This window comes from Roseibium sediminicola, assembly GCF_023156505.1.
Lineage (GTDB): Bacteria > Pseudomonadota > Alphaproteobacteria > Rhizobiales > Stappiaceae > Roseibium > Roseibium sediminicola.
Map to the genome: position 1 here is coordinate 39,208 of NZ_JALNMJ010000030.1, position 13,570 is coordinate 52,777.

A 13,570-nucleotide genomic window follows, 5' to 3' on the forward strand; every position below is an offset into this window, starting at 1 on the left:
TCGCCTGCTCCGTCCGGTTTTCCTCAAAACCGGACTGCGGCCCTCACGGGCTGGAAAACCGGATCTTCAATCAGCGCATAAGTCAGTCGTAAGGCCGTTTCGCTCCGATTCAGCGGACTCCTTCCTGGTTGTATCCACGACAAGTTCTGCAACCAAGCTCGACTTGAGGAAAATGACGCGCTATGAGCGAGCCCCTTGCCTTTAAACAACCCATTTCAAAACAAGGAAAATCCGATGGCTCCGCGCAATTCCAGAACCGCCTCCGAGCAGATTGACGACATCGAAGCGCAGATTGCAAAGCTCCAGCAGAAGAAAAGACAGGTGCTCAAAAAGCAGTCCGAGCGCGTTGCCAAGCTCGTCATGGAGAGTGGTCTCGCCGAACTCGACATCGATGAGGCCGAACTCGCCAAAGCCTTGAACGACCTCGCCGCCCGATTTCAAAAGCCGGCCGCTTCACAAGCTCACGCTGCAGCTCCGCAGAATTGAAGGGCAATTCAGAACATTTGAAAACCGGATAAGGCGAACGCGATTGCTGGACCGCAAGAAAGACGCACGCGAAAAGATCCAGCTCGGCGGCCTCATCGTCAAAGCCGGGCTTCGCGAGACAGACAAGGCCATCCTTCTCGGCATTCTAATGGATGCATCGAAGCGCCTTGGCGACATAAACGAGCGCGACAGATGGCGCGCAATCGGAAAGGCCGCATTCTAGAATGACACTCAAAAGGGCGCTGCTGTTCCTGATCCCGATAGCCCTTATGCTGTCAGCGGTGTGGGGTCTAACCGGGATTGAAACCAGGCTGGCTTCCTTCGCCACGACGCAGAAAGCCTATCTGTTGCTCGGCCGGACCGGGCTTACCCTTCCCTTTCTTGTCTCTGCCGGGCTGGGCCTCATCGTTCTCTTCTCAGCGCGCGGTAGTCTCGACATCAAATGGGCTGGCTTCGGTGTGCTGACCGGCGGCCTGACGGTTTTTGCTATTGCTGCGCTCCGGGAGGCGCTACGGCTCAATGCTTTCGCGGCGCAAGTACAGCCTGGGTCGGTTCTGCAGTACGCCGATCTCTATTCGATCGGTGGTGCAGTCGGAGCGCTCTTTGTCGGTCTGTTCGGTTTGAAGGTAGGCTTGAAGGGCAACAGTACCTTCGGCGACAACCGGCCGAAACGGGTTTCCGGCCGCAGAAGCATCCACGGCGAAAGCGATTGGATGGACGGTAAGACCGCCGCAAGGATGTTTCCGGAAGATGGAGGGATTGTCATCGGAGAACGCTATCGCGTCGATCAGGACAGCGTTTCGGAAATCAATTTCGATCCGCGCCACAACAACACTTGGGGCAAGGGTGGCAAGGCTCCCCTCGTTGCCTTCGACCAGGGCTTTGGTTCCACACACGGCATCGTCTTTGCCGGCTCAGGTGGATACAAAACGACATCCGTGGTCATTCCCTCCTGTCTCCAATATCCCGGTTCAATGATCGTTCTGGACCCCTCGACCGAAATTGCACCGATGGTGGCAGGCAGCCGCAACGCGATGGGCCAGAAGGTCATTTGCCTCGATCCGAAAAACCGACAAGTCGGGTTCAATGTCCTCGATTGGATCGGTCAATTCGGCTCCTCGATGGAAGAGGACATGGCAACGGTTGCGGCCTGGCTCATGTCGGAAAAGCCGCGGATCGCCTCCGGAGCGGACGACTTCTTCCGCACCAATGCGGAACAGCTCATCACCAGCGTGATCGCCCATGTCGTCTTTTCCGATCTGGAGAATACCTCCGGAAAACGGTCGCTGCGCACGGTGCGCAGCATTCTCACCAAACCGGAAGAAAACCTGAAAGAGTTCCTGGCCGAAATCCACGACACGGCACCGAACGAGTTCGTCAAGGAACTTGTCGGTCCCTTCATCAACATGACACCGCAAACCTTCTCCGGCGTCTATGCGACCGCAGCCAAGGAAACCCACTGGCTCTCCTATGAGACCTATGCCGCGCTCGTCTCCGGCAACACTTTCAAAACCGACATCATCGCCAACGGCCGGACGACCATCTTCCTTAACATCGATCTGTCCACGCTGGAAAATCATCCGGGCATGGCCCGGGTGATCATCGGCGCGTTCCTCAAAGCCGTCTATAACCGCGACGGCGAAATCGAGAGTCGGGTTCTCTTCCTGCTCGATGAGGCCGCACGGCTCGGCTACATGCGCATCATCGAGACGGCACGCGATGCCGGCCGCAAATATGGGATTTCGCTTCTGATGCTGTTCCAGTCGCTCGGTCAGATGCGGGAGGCGTTCGGCGGCCGCGACGCAACCTCCAAGTGGTTTGAATCCGCCTCCTGGGTGTCCTTCGCCGCGATCAACGATCCGGACACGGCGCGGTATATTTCCGAGCGTTGTGGCCTGACGACAATCGAGGTCGAACAGGTCAGCCGGTCCTCACGCGGCGGGCAAGTTTCGCGGAACCGCTCCCGCCAGCTTTCTCAGCGTCCTCTCATTCAGCCGCATGAAGTTCTGCAGATGCGGTCCGATGAGCAGATCGTGTTCACCAGTGGAAATGAGCCGCTGCGGTGCGGTCGGGCGATGTTCTTCCGGAGGATGGAGATGACTGAAAAAGTGACGGCGTCGCGGTTCGGAAGAGAGCGACGATAAGGATGCGGGAACTCGCCTGGTCGACGCTAATTGCTGGACAGTTAAATCTTCACCAGGAAAGACAACGGTGAAAGCGGGAATGCAAATTGCCGGTCGTCAAGCAAGCCTTGGCCCGATCAATCCGGACCAAGGCTTTCAAACGCGAAGACGAGAAACGGCCGCCTTATAAGGGCGGCACGCTTTCGATTGTATTGTCCTGATCCGACGCAATGAACCGCCCCGGGTTTACCGGAGAGTAAAACTCTCACAGGATGGCCCTTATGGATCAGAAGATAGTTCCACCCAAATATACGGCTGAGTTTCGCGAACGCGGTGTTCGGCTCTTTCAAGACCACCGCAGCGACTATGACAGTGACAATGCGGCCTATCGTGCCATTGCGTCGAAGCTTGGCTGCTCCAAAGATAGCCTGCGTGTGTGGTGCCTTCAGGCCGCACGTGATGCAGGCGAGCGCGCCGGTCCGACGAGCGAGGAAAAGGCGCGGATCAAGGCTCTGGAGCGGGAGAACCGGGAACTTCGCCAAGCCAACGAGATCTTGAAGAAGGCGTCTGCCTATTTTGCCCAGGCGGAGCTCGACCGCCCGTTCCGCAAATGATTGCGTTCATCGAAGAGTATCAGGAAGCCTTTGGGGTCGAGCCGATCTGCCGCGTTTTGCCGATTGCCTCATCAAGCTACTACGCGCACGCAGCCATTTCCCGTAATCCGGATCTGGCCTCGGAGCGTTCGAAGAAAGATATCGCGGATGCTCGGGAGATCCTGCGCGTTCACGAGATGAGCAAGGGACGCTATGGAGCACGCAAGATCTGGCACCATCTGCGCAGAGAAGGCCGGAATATTGCCCGCTGCACTGTGGAACGTTTGATGAAGTCGCTTGGCTTGCAGGGTGTAACCCGGGGCAAGAAGAAGACAACGATCCCGGACCCGGCCTTGCCTTGTCCACTGGACAAGGTCAACCGGAACTTCACGGCAACGGCCCCGAACCAGCTCTGGGTTTCGGATTTTACCTACTGCTCAACATGGCAAGGAATGGTCTATGTAGCTTTCGTCATAGATGTCTATGCCCGCAAGATCGTTGGTTGGCGGGTCTCCACGTCGATGACCACGAGCTTCGTGCTCGATGCCTTGAACCAGGCAATCTGCCAAAGGCTGCAAAGACAGGTGCACGGGCTGATCCATCACTCGGACCGGGGCAGTCAATATCTGTCCATCCGCTACTCCGAACGGCTGGCGGAGACCGGCATCGACGCATCGGTTGGCAGCGTGGGCGACAGTTATGACAACGCCTTGGCCGAGAACGTCATCGGGCTCTTCAAAACAGAAGTCATCAATCTGTTCGGTCCGTGGAAATCAGCCAGTCAGATCGAATGGGAAACCCTGAAATGGATCAGCTGGTACAACACCGAACGCCTCCACAGCGCCATCGAATACAAAACTCCCACAGAAGCCGAGGAGGCCTTCTTTGAAAACTTGAACCGACTTGATAAAGCCGCATAATCTTTGAAACAAAATCTCTTCGGTAAACCCGGGGCGGTTCATAGAGATCGCCGGCGATAATCAGCGCATCCACTTGCTCATCGATACACACGTCGACGATCGTCACCAAAGCCTGCCTCGTGGCATCGCCAATCAGTTCGGCAAGGTCACCATTGCGCAGCGCCAGTGAGCGAAGTGGGGAGTCGAGATGAATGTCTGCTGTGTGGACAAATTTGAACGGCATAAACTTAGTATTCTAGGTCTTCCGATACAAAGTAAAGCCACCAATGAACCTGGGAATTTGAGAGCGGCGCGCAAGCTCTTCAACCACAATCATCACGTCTTTGACGGCGTGTCCCCCTGACCAGTTTTTCTCAGGTTGGCCTTCCTGGTTCCTACGCGCAATGATTCTTGCGTCCATCGCGCAAGTTTGCGCTTACGCTTGAAAATTGCGCCTAAACAACGATAATTGCGCCTACCCCCTACGCGCAAGAAATTCGGCAATGGCGAACAAACTACCTGAAGACGCACTGAAAGAGCTGCAGAATATCGTTGCTGAACATCCCGACGGCATTTCCGCACCAGATATCGCGAAGAGCCTCTCCGAAGCTATCCCACGCCGCACACTTCAGTACCGGCTAAAACAGCTCGTGGAAGTCGGGCTGCTGCGTATGACAGGCAGCGGTCGATGGGCGCAGTATCACCTTGCGACATCAGGACAACCTGCTGGTGGCGAGCCAGCACAGCAGGAAGATGACTATGGTCGTCTGATCAGGCTTTCGGAGGAAGGGCAGGCGGTTCGTGCTTATATCACACAGCCAACAGGAGCCAGAAAGCCTGTCGGCTATAACGTCGATTTCCTCGATCAGTACGAACCAAATTCCACATTCTATCTTGAAGAGGAAGAGCGCGAACGTCTCCAGGAAATTGGCAAGCCCAAAACCGCACCCCAGCCGGCAGGCACTTATGCGAAGCTCATTCTCAATCGGTTACTGATCGACCTCGCCTGGAACTCCAGCCGCCTCGAAGGCAACACCTATTCCTTGCTCGATACGAGGCGCCTGATCGAATTTGGCGAAGAAGCTACTGGCCGAAACCACATTGAAGCGCAGATGATCCTTAACCATAAGGATGCGATCGAGTTCCTGGTCGGCACCGCAGATGAGATCGACTTCAACAGATATACACTCCTGAACCTTCACGCCATGCTATCCAACAACCTACTGCCGGATCCCTCGGCATCCGGTCGCCTACGCTTTGTCCCTGTTGGTATTGATCAGTCGGTTTTTCATCCCCTCGAAGTGCCTCAGCTGATCGAGGCTTCTTTTAATCAGATGCTGCAAAAGGCGGCGGCAATAGAGGATCCATTTGAACAGGCATTTTTCGTTATGGTCCAGCTGCCATATTTGCAACCGTTTGACGACGTGAACAAACGGGTCTCGCGCCTAGCCGCAAATATCCCGTTGATCCGCAGCAACCTCGCACCACTTTCGTTCACTGACGTTTCTCAGCGCGCCTACACAGATGCAATTCTTGGCGTCTATGAACTCAACGACGTATCGCTGCTTAGAGACGTTTTCTTCTGGGCCTATGAACGCTCAGCTGCAAGGTATGCGGCGGTCCGGCAGTCCCTCGGCGAACCCGATCCGTTCCGGCTGAAATATCGCGCCGAGTTGCGCGAGATTGTCGCCATGCTGATCCGTGCGAAAGTGGGGCGCAAGCAGGTCGGAACCGAGGTATCAGCCTGGGCGAGCAGTCGCATTGAGGCGGAAGATAGAGCCAGATTCACTGAGATCGTGGAGGACGAGCTCATCGGAATGCACGAGGGTAACTTTGCCCGCTATCAAGTAAGGCCATCGGAATTTAAGGCCTGGCAAGACGTATGGGGGACAAAGTGACTGCGAACGGCCCACGCCAGTTCCAATTCTGGATGTAAGCGGCGAAGAAGATGGAAATCCAGGATCCAGAGATTCATGATGCAATGAACGCCCAGACTTCCATTGAAGGTTATTCTATCTCGACAAGGTGTGAGTACAGCCATAACGTGCATGGGTGTCAATAAATCTCATAGTTGACGTTAGGTAGCTCCATCATGCCGTTCTCAAAGGCGCGGGATCTAGTAAGGCTGGCGCAGTTAGCTGGCGCGCGGCGGATCGGGATCGGTTTGGAGGAGATCTGCGAAGAATTCGCTGTTTCTCATCGAACGGCGCAGCGCATGACTGATGCGCTTGAGACGGTATTTGCTAACGTGGAAGTGATTGATGGCGAGGACCGTCGGCGGCGCTGGCGAATTGTAGATCCGGCGCTCGGCCGTCTCCAGCTTCGGCAGGAGACAGCAATTGAGGCGCTGGAGATTGCTAGTCTTGCGGCCCGCGGTGACGGCCGTGTACGCCACGCTTCCGCGCTCGATGACCTACGCGATGAATTGCTGGCACGCCTGACCCCGAAAGATGCCCTGCGCACGGAAGCCGACGTTGAGGCGGTCCTCTTGGCAATGGGATCGGTCACCCGGCCCGGCCCACGCGTCAGCTTGGCACCAGCGGTACTGGATGCAGTGATCGAAGGTCTGCGAGGCCCGTTCCGCCTGCGGCTACGATATGGGACGGGGGATGCTTCCGAACGGATTATCGAGCCGCATGGCCTCTTGCTGGGACATCGCAGTTATCTGGTGGCGCGCCAGCCTGATCGCGGTGAAGGCATGCGGAACTTTCGCATGGACCGGATTCTGAGTGCTCAAACCCTTGATGAGAGCTTCAGCTTTGCATCCGGCTTTTCATTGCAGGAATATGCTGCTCGTTCATTCGGCGTATACCAAGACCCAAAGCAATATGGCGAAGTCGTTTGGCGTTTCGCTCCTCGCGCAGCTTCAAGAGCGGTGGAGTTCTCATTTCACCCCAATCAAACTGTAAGCGTTGGCAGCACCCCACGTTGCCCGTCTTGATCCGGGTTGCGACTTGATACGCATCTCAATGTTGGGAGTGCGTTTCGCAATGTGTGCTACAAATTCGTTTCTCAGATCCCTTGGTGTCGAGTTCTATGCGTCGGGTCAACGTCGATGGCCTGATGAGGTGAAAGCGCAGGCTGTCGCGGAAACGCTGGCACCGGGCGCCACGGTCAACAGCGTGGCGGCGTGTTACGGAGTGAAGCCGAACCACCTTTCGGCATGGCGCCGGTTGGCCAAGCAGGGCAAGCTGATCCTGCCCGCCGCCGAGACCGCTGAAGAAACTACTGCCTTCGCACCACTCGTGCTTTGTGAGCCAGCTGCCGCTCAGGCTCAGGAGGCTCCATCGCGATCGACCGACATGCTCCACATCGTCTTCGGCGATGTGACGATCGATCTGGCAGCCGACACGCCCGCGGTGCGGGTAGCGGAGATTGTTCATGCGCTCGTGGCTTCATCTTGATGCTGCCGTCGCACAATGTCCGCATCTTTGTGGCGACGCGGCCGGTCGACTTCAGGAAGGGCCACGATGGGCTTGCCGCGCTGACGCAATCGGTGCTGAAGGAGGACCCGTTCACCGGCGCTGTGTTCGTCTTCCGGGCCAAGCGAGCGGACAGATTGAAGATCTTGTTCTGGGATGGGTCCGGGCTGGTGATGGCCTACAAGCGGCTTGAAGAAAATACGTTCACCTGGCCAGCCGTTCGTGACGGCGTGATGACGTTGAACCGGGCGCAGTTCGAGGCCCTGTTCGCCGGTTTGGACTGGCGCAAGGTCAAGGCTCTGGAGACCAGCCGGCCCGCTGCGGCAGAATGAATCAGGTACCGGAAATGGCGGGCATCCGCAGCCGCCCCGGGTTATTCTCGACCCATGCCTTCCACTGTCGCCATCGATCTTTCCGCGATCCCCGCTGACCAGCGTGATGCTGTCGCCGCGCTCCTGCGGGAACGGGATGCGCTCAAGGAGATCAACAGGCGCCTGGAGCACCTGGTCGCGGAGTTGAACCACGCGGTTCACGGCAAAAGGTCGGAGAAGCTCAGCGAAGACGAACGGCAACTGGCCTTCGAAGACCTCGAGACAGCCATCGCCGAGGTTGAGGAAAGCCAGGATACGCAGCTCTGCTCTGAGGGCAAACCCCGCCGTCCGGCCCGTCGCAATCGAGGCAACCTGCCGAAGGACCTTCCGCGCATCGAGCGTGTGATCGAACCCGACAACCTGCAATGTCCCTGCGGCTGCGGCGTGATGCACAAGATTGGCGAGGATCGCACGGAGCGGCTGGATATCGTGCCCGCACAGCTGTGCGTGATCGTCACTGTCCGCCCCAAATACGCCTGCCGCGCCTGTACCGACGGCGTCACGCAGATGCCGGCACCGGCTCATCTCATCGAAGGCGGTCTGCCGACGGAAGGGGCCATCGCGCATGTTCTGGTTGCCAAGTACGCGGACCATTTACCCTTGCACCGGCAGAGCCAGATCCTTGCCCGATCGGGCATCGATATCCATCGGAGCACGCTGGCGGATTGGGTCGGCACCGCCGCGTTCCACCTCGCCCCGGTGGTCGACCGGCTGGCCGAGCATCTGAAGGTGTCAACCAAGCTGTTCATGGACGAGACCACGGCGCCGGTGCTGGATCCGGGACGCGGCAAGACGAAAACCGGATATCTATGGGCCTTGGCCCGTGACGATCGGGCCTGGGGCGGGGACGATCCACCCGGTGTGGTCTTCTTCTATGCGCCCGACCGCCGCGGAGAGAACGCGGAGACATTCCTGCGTGGCTTCGACGGGGTCCTGCAACTCGATGGCTACCAAGGCTACAACCGGCTGACGCGTCCGTCCCGCAAGGGCGGCGAGCCGATCCGCGTGGCCCATTGCTGGGCCCACGCACGGCGGAAACTGAAGGAGGTCTTCGACCGCGACGGCTCCGAGATCGCCGCCGAAGGCTTGCGCCGGATCGCCGAGTTCTACAGGGTCGAGGCCGATATCCGCGGCACGGCGCCAGGGCAGCGGCTCTCGGCCCGGCAGGCCCGCACCGCGCCTCTGGTTGCCAACTTCGGGGAATGGCTGCAAAAGCAACGGCTCCGGGTCTCCGCCAAGTCACGCCTCGGCGAGAAACTCGCCTATATCCATCGTCACTGGGACGGTTTACAGACCTTCCTTCACGATGGCCGTGTCGAGATCGATAGCAACAGTGTCGAGAATTTGATCCGGCCAATTGCCCTGAACAGGAAAAATGCATTGTTCGCCGGCCATGACGAGGGCGGCCGCACCTGGGGCCGCATCGCATCGCTTATTGAGACCGCGAAAATCAATAATGTCGAGCCATTCGCCTATCTCAAGGCCACACTCGAAGCCATTGCCGGCGGTCATCCGAAAAGCCGGATCGACGAACTCCTGCCGTGGAACTTCAAGCCGTCAAGCTGAAACCCGGTGGGCCGCAGACAGCGCTTACGGATAGTTACTCTGCCAATCACTGATGAAACTGTCATGCAAAGAGTTCGGCGGGATCAGATATCGCACGGTGCCCAGAGTATCGATTGCAGCGCACAGCTCCGGTGAAACCGCTACGGGAGACCACAGCACTAGTTCCCCGTTGCGTAGGCGAATAATGGCCATGCGGGTGGGATAGTGAAACCCAGCGGCAGCCGTCACCGTGGGGCCATCGAAGATCCAGATATTTGGTCCGAACTCTTCGAGCATAGCTTGGTTCTCCTTATATTTACACGTGTGTAAATTTACACTACTGTGTAACCATGACAAGTCTGAAACGCACTGAACGCTCGCGAGCTCTCATCCTCGACGCAGCGGAGTCCGCGTTCCGGGAACTGGGATTCGACCGTGCCTCGGTTCAGGAGATTGCGAGCCGTGCCGGCCTGACGCGCAAGACTGCCTACAACCTTTTCGGCTCAAAGGAAGAAATCGCACACACTCTCATCGCGCGGGCGGAAGCCCAAGACGCTGGCTATCGCGCGTGCATTGCCGCGGAGCAAGATGCCGTAGCGCTGCTCGAAACGGTGCTGATCGACAGCGCACACTGGTGTCTCGCCAATGCTGCGCTGGCAAAGCTTGCTCTGGCCCCTTCTGAGCGGCCTACACTTGTCCCGCCTCCACACCGCCCCTCATTTCAAGGCCTCGTACGAGACATACTGGTGCTCGGCCAGAAGCAGGGGCGCATACGGAAAGATGAAGCGGCAGAATTTATGGCACTGGTTATGTTGGGGGTCTTCGGACAGTTAATGCTAAGCGCGCTCCACATGGGAGAGGTTCCGGCGACTGACGTCCGGAAAATTGTCCGCCTGATGGTGGAAGGTATCGGTGATGGTGTTTCTCCGAAACCGCAGTGACCGTTAAGTCTGCACGGCCACCGTCTTGCGGCAATGGTCTTCGCCGGTGCAACAAATGACCGGTTCAGCGGATTGCGCCGCGGCATCATTTCCGCAGGTGGATGTCGGCTTTGGGCCGGAATCTGCCGTGGTCCTGGTTGCTGTGATTGTCCGGTTCGCCGAAAACGTGTCCGAAAGCCACCCCTCCCGGCACCACCAAGAGGACGTGGAGATTAACTGGCGGGTTCGCAACACAGTACGTTCCAGTTTTCAACCTTCCGGTTGAAGAACCCAGAGGTCCGATAGCCTTTCAATATCAGGCCTCTGTCGCGCAAGATCCGTAGCCCTTTCTGGATGGCGGAAAACACCTCTGCCGCGTGGGGAACTTTGCGCGACACGGCAATATGGCGTGTTCCGGGAAGCGCTACCTTGACCTCGGGAACTGGCTCAAACCGCACGCCGTTGATGTACTGAGACAGGTCGCCGGCGCCGGAAAACTCACCGATAAGGTAGTCTGCCCGGCCGAACTCGACCGCGCGCCCCATTTGCTCGTATGCGGCAACATCCATCCGGGGAACGCCCATGAGCTCAAGTGCTGCCCAATCATGTTTCCAGTTGCTGCTGGACACAGCGGTAAAGGCTTTCAAATCTTCCAGCGATCTCACAGCGAGGACGTCCGAACGGTCAGGACGGGTGTACAAGCCCTTAACAAAGCTCCCTTCTGGCAGCACGGCGTCGCTCTGGTACAAACTCTCGTCCCGTGCAAAATCGCCCCAGGGAAAGTCGACCATCACCATCACCGATCCGTTTTTCAGTTCGAACCTGGTACGTGCGGAATTCGGAAACGGAATGAGTTGGTAAGTCGCGTCCAACCCGCCTAGACGGACTGCCCTGCAAAGGATGACAAATTCAAGGGTCGTACGCAGCCACTTGTCGGAAAAGAAGCTGTCATCCTCACAAAGTCGAGGGTACCTTTCGATCGTGCCGTTAATACGCTGAGCAAGGTTGTCGGCCACTCCGACCCGGATCACCAACGGGTCGGCCGCCGCAGCCTTCAGGACCGGAGAAAGGCAAATCGTAGCCGCAGCGACAATGACCCGCAGAAGCCTGTTACTTCTGCTGCATGAACGCGCGATGATGCATTTCTTTCGTGTAGTTTTTGTCATCGTCACCCTCACCTTGCCCGGATCCGTCAAGCGATCAGACTTCGATCGGCCCAGCCGGCTGTTGGTGTGGCGGCCAAGGTCAATGGCTGCAATTTCCTGCTTGTTCTGCCCAATAATATAGCACTACCCGGCAATTGATTACACTCCCAAACTACCGAGGGAAACGCTGGAATTGTCTTTGAGTTCTGGCTCTATGCACTAGTTAAAGTTGACGGGAACCGGGATTTCCCATTTGAGTTCCCTTTCGTGACGGTGTGGCATCCGAAGGTCGTGAACCAGGGATGCAAAGCCGCCATTAAACCAACTGGTGTTGAACGACCGCTCAGGGCCGTTTGTGTTGACCAGGCATCCGACAATACCAGGATTGGTACACCGCGCCGCCGCTAGGTCGCTTCGGGCCCAACCTGATCATTCATCGGAGAGCAGCAAAGGGCGGCTTTGGCAAAGTGTTTCCAAATTTTCGCTTGACCTAAAGTAGCTTCAGGTCGGTATGGACCTGAGCTGAGAGGTCAAATTGTTATGAAAATTGCGGAGGTTGCTGAGGATACCGGACTCAGTATTTCGACAATACGGTTCTACGAGAAGTCAGGGCTTTGCCCACCCATCCAACGGGGCCGAGACGGTAAGCGCAGGTTCTCGGCAAATGATGCCGATTGGCTGGCGCTGTTAGCATCACTACGCGCAACGGGGATGTCGATGTCTCAAATGCGCGCCTTCGCAGCGCTCTACGCATCCGGTGACGAGACAGTCCCACAACGCAAGGCCGTTTTGTTGAGACACAGGAAAAGTCTTGAGATCAGACAGACGGAGTTAGATCGCTGCCGAGCCATCCTCGACCGAAAGCTAAAGAGATATGAAGAGATATTGGAGGTGCGGGAATGAAGATTATCGTGGTCGGCGCGGCCGGTGATGTTGGACAGGCTGCTTGCAAAGAACTCGGCGATAGGCACGAGATCATCACGGTCGGACGCTCAAGCGGAGACCATCGCGTTGATATGGCTGATATACACGCTGTGAAAGCATTGTTCGATGAAATCGGAGATTTCGACGCTGTGATTTCTTGTGCGGGTGATGCGACTTTCGCGCCACTTTCAGAACTCAACCAAGAGACGTTCATGGTTGGTCTACGCCACAAGGTTATGGGCCAAGTAAACTTGGTTCTTGCAGGATTGGAGGCGATAGCTGATGGGGGATCATTCACGCTGACTAGCGGTGTTCTTGATCGCGACCCTATCCGCATGGGCACGAGTGCAGCCACAGCCAACGGCGCACTGGCGGGTTTCGTCAAAAGCGCGGCGATAGAGATGCCACGCGGGCTTCGGATCAACGTGGTGAGTCCGGGCATGTTGGATGTTTCTGCATCGCGCTATGGCAAATGGTTTCATGGGCACAAGCCGGTCCTATCGCAGGACGTTGGGCTAACATACGCCAAGTGCGTGGAAGGTGCCCTGACAGGTCAAGTGGTGATCGTGGAATAGAACGATGACCATGGGCGAACGGCTGAAAAGTCCGAATTGCCAACGTCTTTCGCTGATGCGCTTCGCAGTCGCAGTGAACGGCGGCTATGGCGGCCTGCACTGCTGCGGCGTATCAGCGAGTGAGTGACCGGTTAGGGCCGTTTGTGTCGACCGGGCACCCGACAATACCAGGTTCGGAACGCCGCGCCGCCGCAAGGCCGCTCCGAGCCCACCCCGGACATCTGAATTATCAACCACGAGATCGAATTCGGCCATGCGACCGGTGATGAAGAGGATGAGGCGCCGACAGCGGGCGAGATCGATCTCGCCGTCCGCACTTACCAGAGCGCGCAATGGTTGTGGCTCTTGAAGGGCTCATTGCCGAGCTCCCTTGTCACTGTAACAACGTGACCGCCTCGACAGTACCCATTGGGCCGCAGGTGAGACGAGATTTCAGGCATGTGGCGTCTTCATCCATTCCAGCGCTTCTCCGTCAATCCCCCTATCCGGCGATAGACGGCGGCCGCATCCTGGTGATAAATCCCGACAAAGAGGAGCGATTGCCGTGCCAAACTGCACCCTTGCCGA

14 protein-coding genes, 1 pseudogene and 1 other annotated feature are annotated in these 13,570 nt (G+C 57.4%); of the genes and pseudogenes, 12 read left to right on the forward strand and 3 right to left on the reverse strand.

Annotated features, from left to right (window positions below; translation table 11 throughout):
• The first annotated feature begins 234 nt into the window (after positions 1 to 234).
• From M0H32_RS26585 to M0H32_RS26600, 4 genes are all read left to right on the forward strand, one after another.
• Positions 235 to 486 carry a TraC family protein gene (locus M0H32_RS26585; RefSeq protein ID WP_248159529.1) on the forward strand — a complete coding sequence of 84 codons (252 nt, stop codon included), beginning with the start codon at positions 235 to 237 and terminating at the stop codon, positions 484 to 486.
• Positions 487 to 514: 28 nt separating this feature from the next.
• Complete coding sequence (traD, locus tag M0H32_RS26590) at positions 515 to 709, forward strand: conjugal transfer protein TraD (protein WP_248159550.1); 195 nt, start codon at positions 515 to 517, stop codon at positions 707 to 709.
• 1 nt (position 710) lies between these two features.
• Complete coding sequence (gene traG, locus M0H32_RS26595) at positions 711 to 2,630, forward strand: Ti-type conjugative transfer system protein TraG (protein WP_248159530.1); 1,920 nt, start codon at positions 711 to 713, stop codon at positions 2,628 to 2,630.
• Positions 2,631 to 2,890: 260 nt separating this feature from the next.
• Positions 2,891 to 4,122, forward strand: a protein-coding gene (locus tag M0H32_RS26600) for an IS3 family transposase (protein ID WP_248159531.1) whose coding sequence is annotated in 2 segments (ribosomal slippage) — positions 2,891 to 3,185 and positions 3,185 to 4,122 — 1,233 coding nt in all. Because the reading frame shifts where the segments join, the coding sequence is not laid out codon by codon here.
• Positions 3,178 to 3,294: a sequence feature (AL1L pseudoknot), on the forward strand. Its footprint overlaps the gene before it by 117 nt.
• Before the next feature lie 36 nt (positions 4,123 to 4,158).
• On the opposite strand, the pseudogene M0H32_RS26605 reads toward M0H32_RS26600, so the two are convergent.
• Positions 4,159 to 4,345: pseudogene (locus tag M0H32_RS26605) on the reverse strand (metallophosphoesterase family protein); the annotation flags it as partial.
• A 259-nt stretch (positions 4,346 to 4,604) separates the two neighbouring features.
• Here M0H32_RS26605 and M0H32_RS26610 point away from each other — a divergent pair.
• The 5 genes from M0H32_RS26610 to tnpC all read left to right on the forward strand — a co-directional run bounded on the left by M0H32_RS26610 (position 4,605) and on the right by tnpC (position 9,460).
• Positions 4,605 to 5,999, forward strand: coding sequence for a Fic family protein (locus tag M0H32_RS26610; protein WP_248159532.1), 1,395 nt, complete (start codon positions 4,605 to 4,607; stop codon positions 5,997 to 5,999).
• 194 nt (positions 6,000 to 6,193) lie between these two features.
• The gene (locus M0H32_RS26615) at positions 6,194 to 7,042 is read left to right on the forward strand and encodes a helix-turn-helix transcriptional regulator (RefSeq protein WP_248159533.1); all 849 of its coding nucleotides are present in this window, start codon (positions 6,194 to 6,196) and stop codon (positions 7,040 to 7,042) included.
• A gap of 49 nt (positions 7,043 to 7,091) precedes the next feature.
• Positions 7,092 to 7,505, forward strand: coding sequence for an IS66-like element accessory protein TnpA (tnpA, locus tag M0H32_RS26620; protein ID WP_248159535.1), 414 nt, complete (start codon positions 7,092 to 7,094; stop codon positions 7,503 to 7,505).
• Positions 7,505 to 7,855 (forward strand): IS66 family insertion sequence element accessory protein TnpB, encoded by a 351-nt coding sequence (gene tnpB / locus M0H32_RS26625; RefSeq protein ID WP_197923137.1) that lies wholly within the window; start codon positions 7,505 to 7,507, stop codon positions 7,853 to 7,855. The genes tnpA and tnpB overlap by 1 nt, the downstream gene beginning before the upstream one ends.
• A 54-nt stretch (positions 7,856 to 7,909) precedes the next feature.
• Complete coding sequence (gene tnpC, locus M0H32_RS26630) at positions 7,910 to 9,460, forward strand: IS66 family transposase (RefSeq protein WP_248159537.1); 1,551 nt, start codon at positions 7,910 to 7,912, stop codon at positions 9,458 to 9,460.
• A gap of 24 nt (positions 9,461 to 9,484) precedes the next feature.
• Here tnpC and M0H32_RS26635 read toward each other — a convergent pair whose 3' ends face one another.
• Positions 9,485 to 9,736 carry a DUF4336 domain-containing protein gene (locus M0H32_RS26635; protein ID WP_248159539.1) on the reverse strand — a complete coding sequence of 84 codons (252 nt, stop codon included), beginning with the start codon at positions 9,734 to 9,736 and terminating at the stop codon, positions 9,485 to 9,487.
• A 53-nt stretch (positions 9,737 to 9,789) separates the two neighbouring features.
• Here M0H32_RS26635 and M0H32_RS26640 point away from each other — a divergent pair, with 53 nt between their 5' ends.
• Positions 9,790 to 10,380 carry a TetR/AcrR family transcriptional regulator gene (locus M0H32_RS26640; RefSeq protein ID WP_248159541.1) on the forward strand — a complete coding sequence of 197 codons (591 nt, stop codon included), beginning with the start codon at positions 9,790 to 9,792 and terminating at the stop codon, positions 10,378 to 10,380.
• 212 nt (positions 10,381 to 10,592) lie between these two features.
• Here the strand turns inward: M0H32_RS26640 and M0H32_RS26645 are convergent, their stop codons facing one another.
• Positions 10,593 to 11,525: a type 2 periplasmic-binding domain-containing protein gene (locus tag M0H32_RS26645; RefSeq protein WP_248159543.1), complete on the reverse strand. Its 933-nt coding sequence runs from the start codon at positions 11,523 to 11,525 to the stop codon at positions 10,593 to 10,595.
• Between the two features lie 519 nt (positions 11,526 to 12,044).
• On the opposite strand from M0H32_RS26645, the gene M0H32_RS26650 reads away from it, so the two are divergent.
• On the forward strand, positions 12,045 to 12,407 hold the full coding sequence (locus M0H32_RS26650; protein ID WP_248159545.1) for a MerR family transcriptional regulator: 363 nt from the start codon (positions 12,045 to 12,047) through the stop codon (positions 12,405 to 12,407).
• Entirely contained in the window at positions 12,404 to 13,003 is a 600-nt protein-coding gene (locus M0H32_RS26655) for a short chain dehydrogenase (protein WP_248159547.1), read from the forward strand. Before M0H32_RS26650 ends, M0H32_RS26655 begins: the two co-directional genes overlap by 4 nt.
• Positions 13,004 to 13,570: the final 567 nt, after the last annotated feature.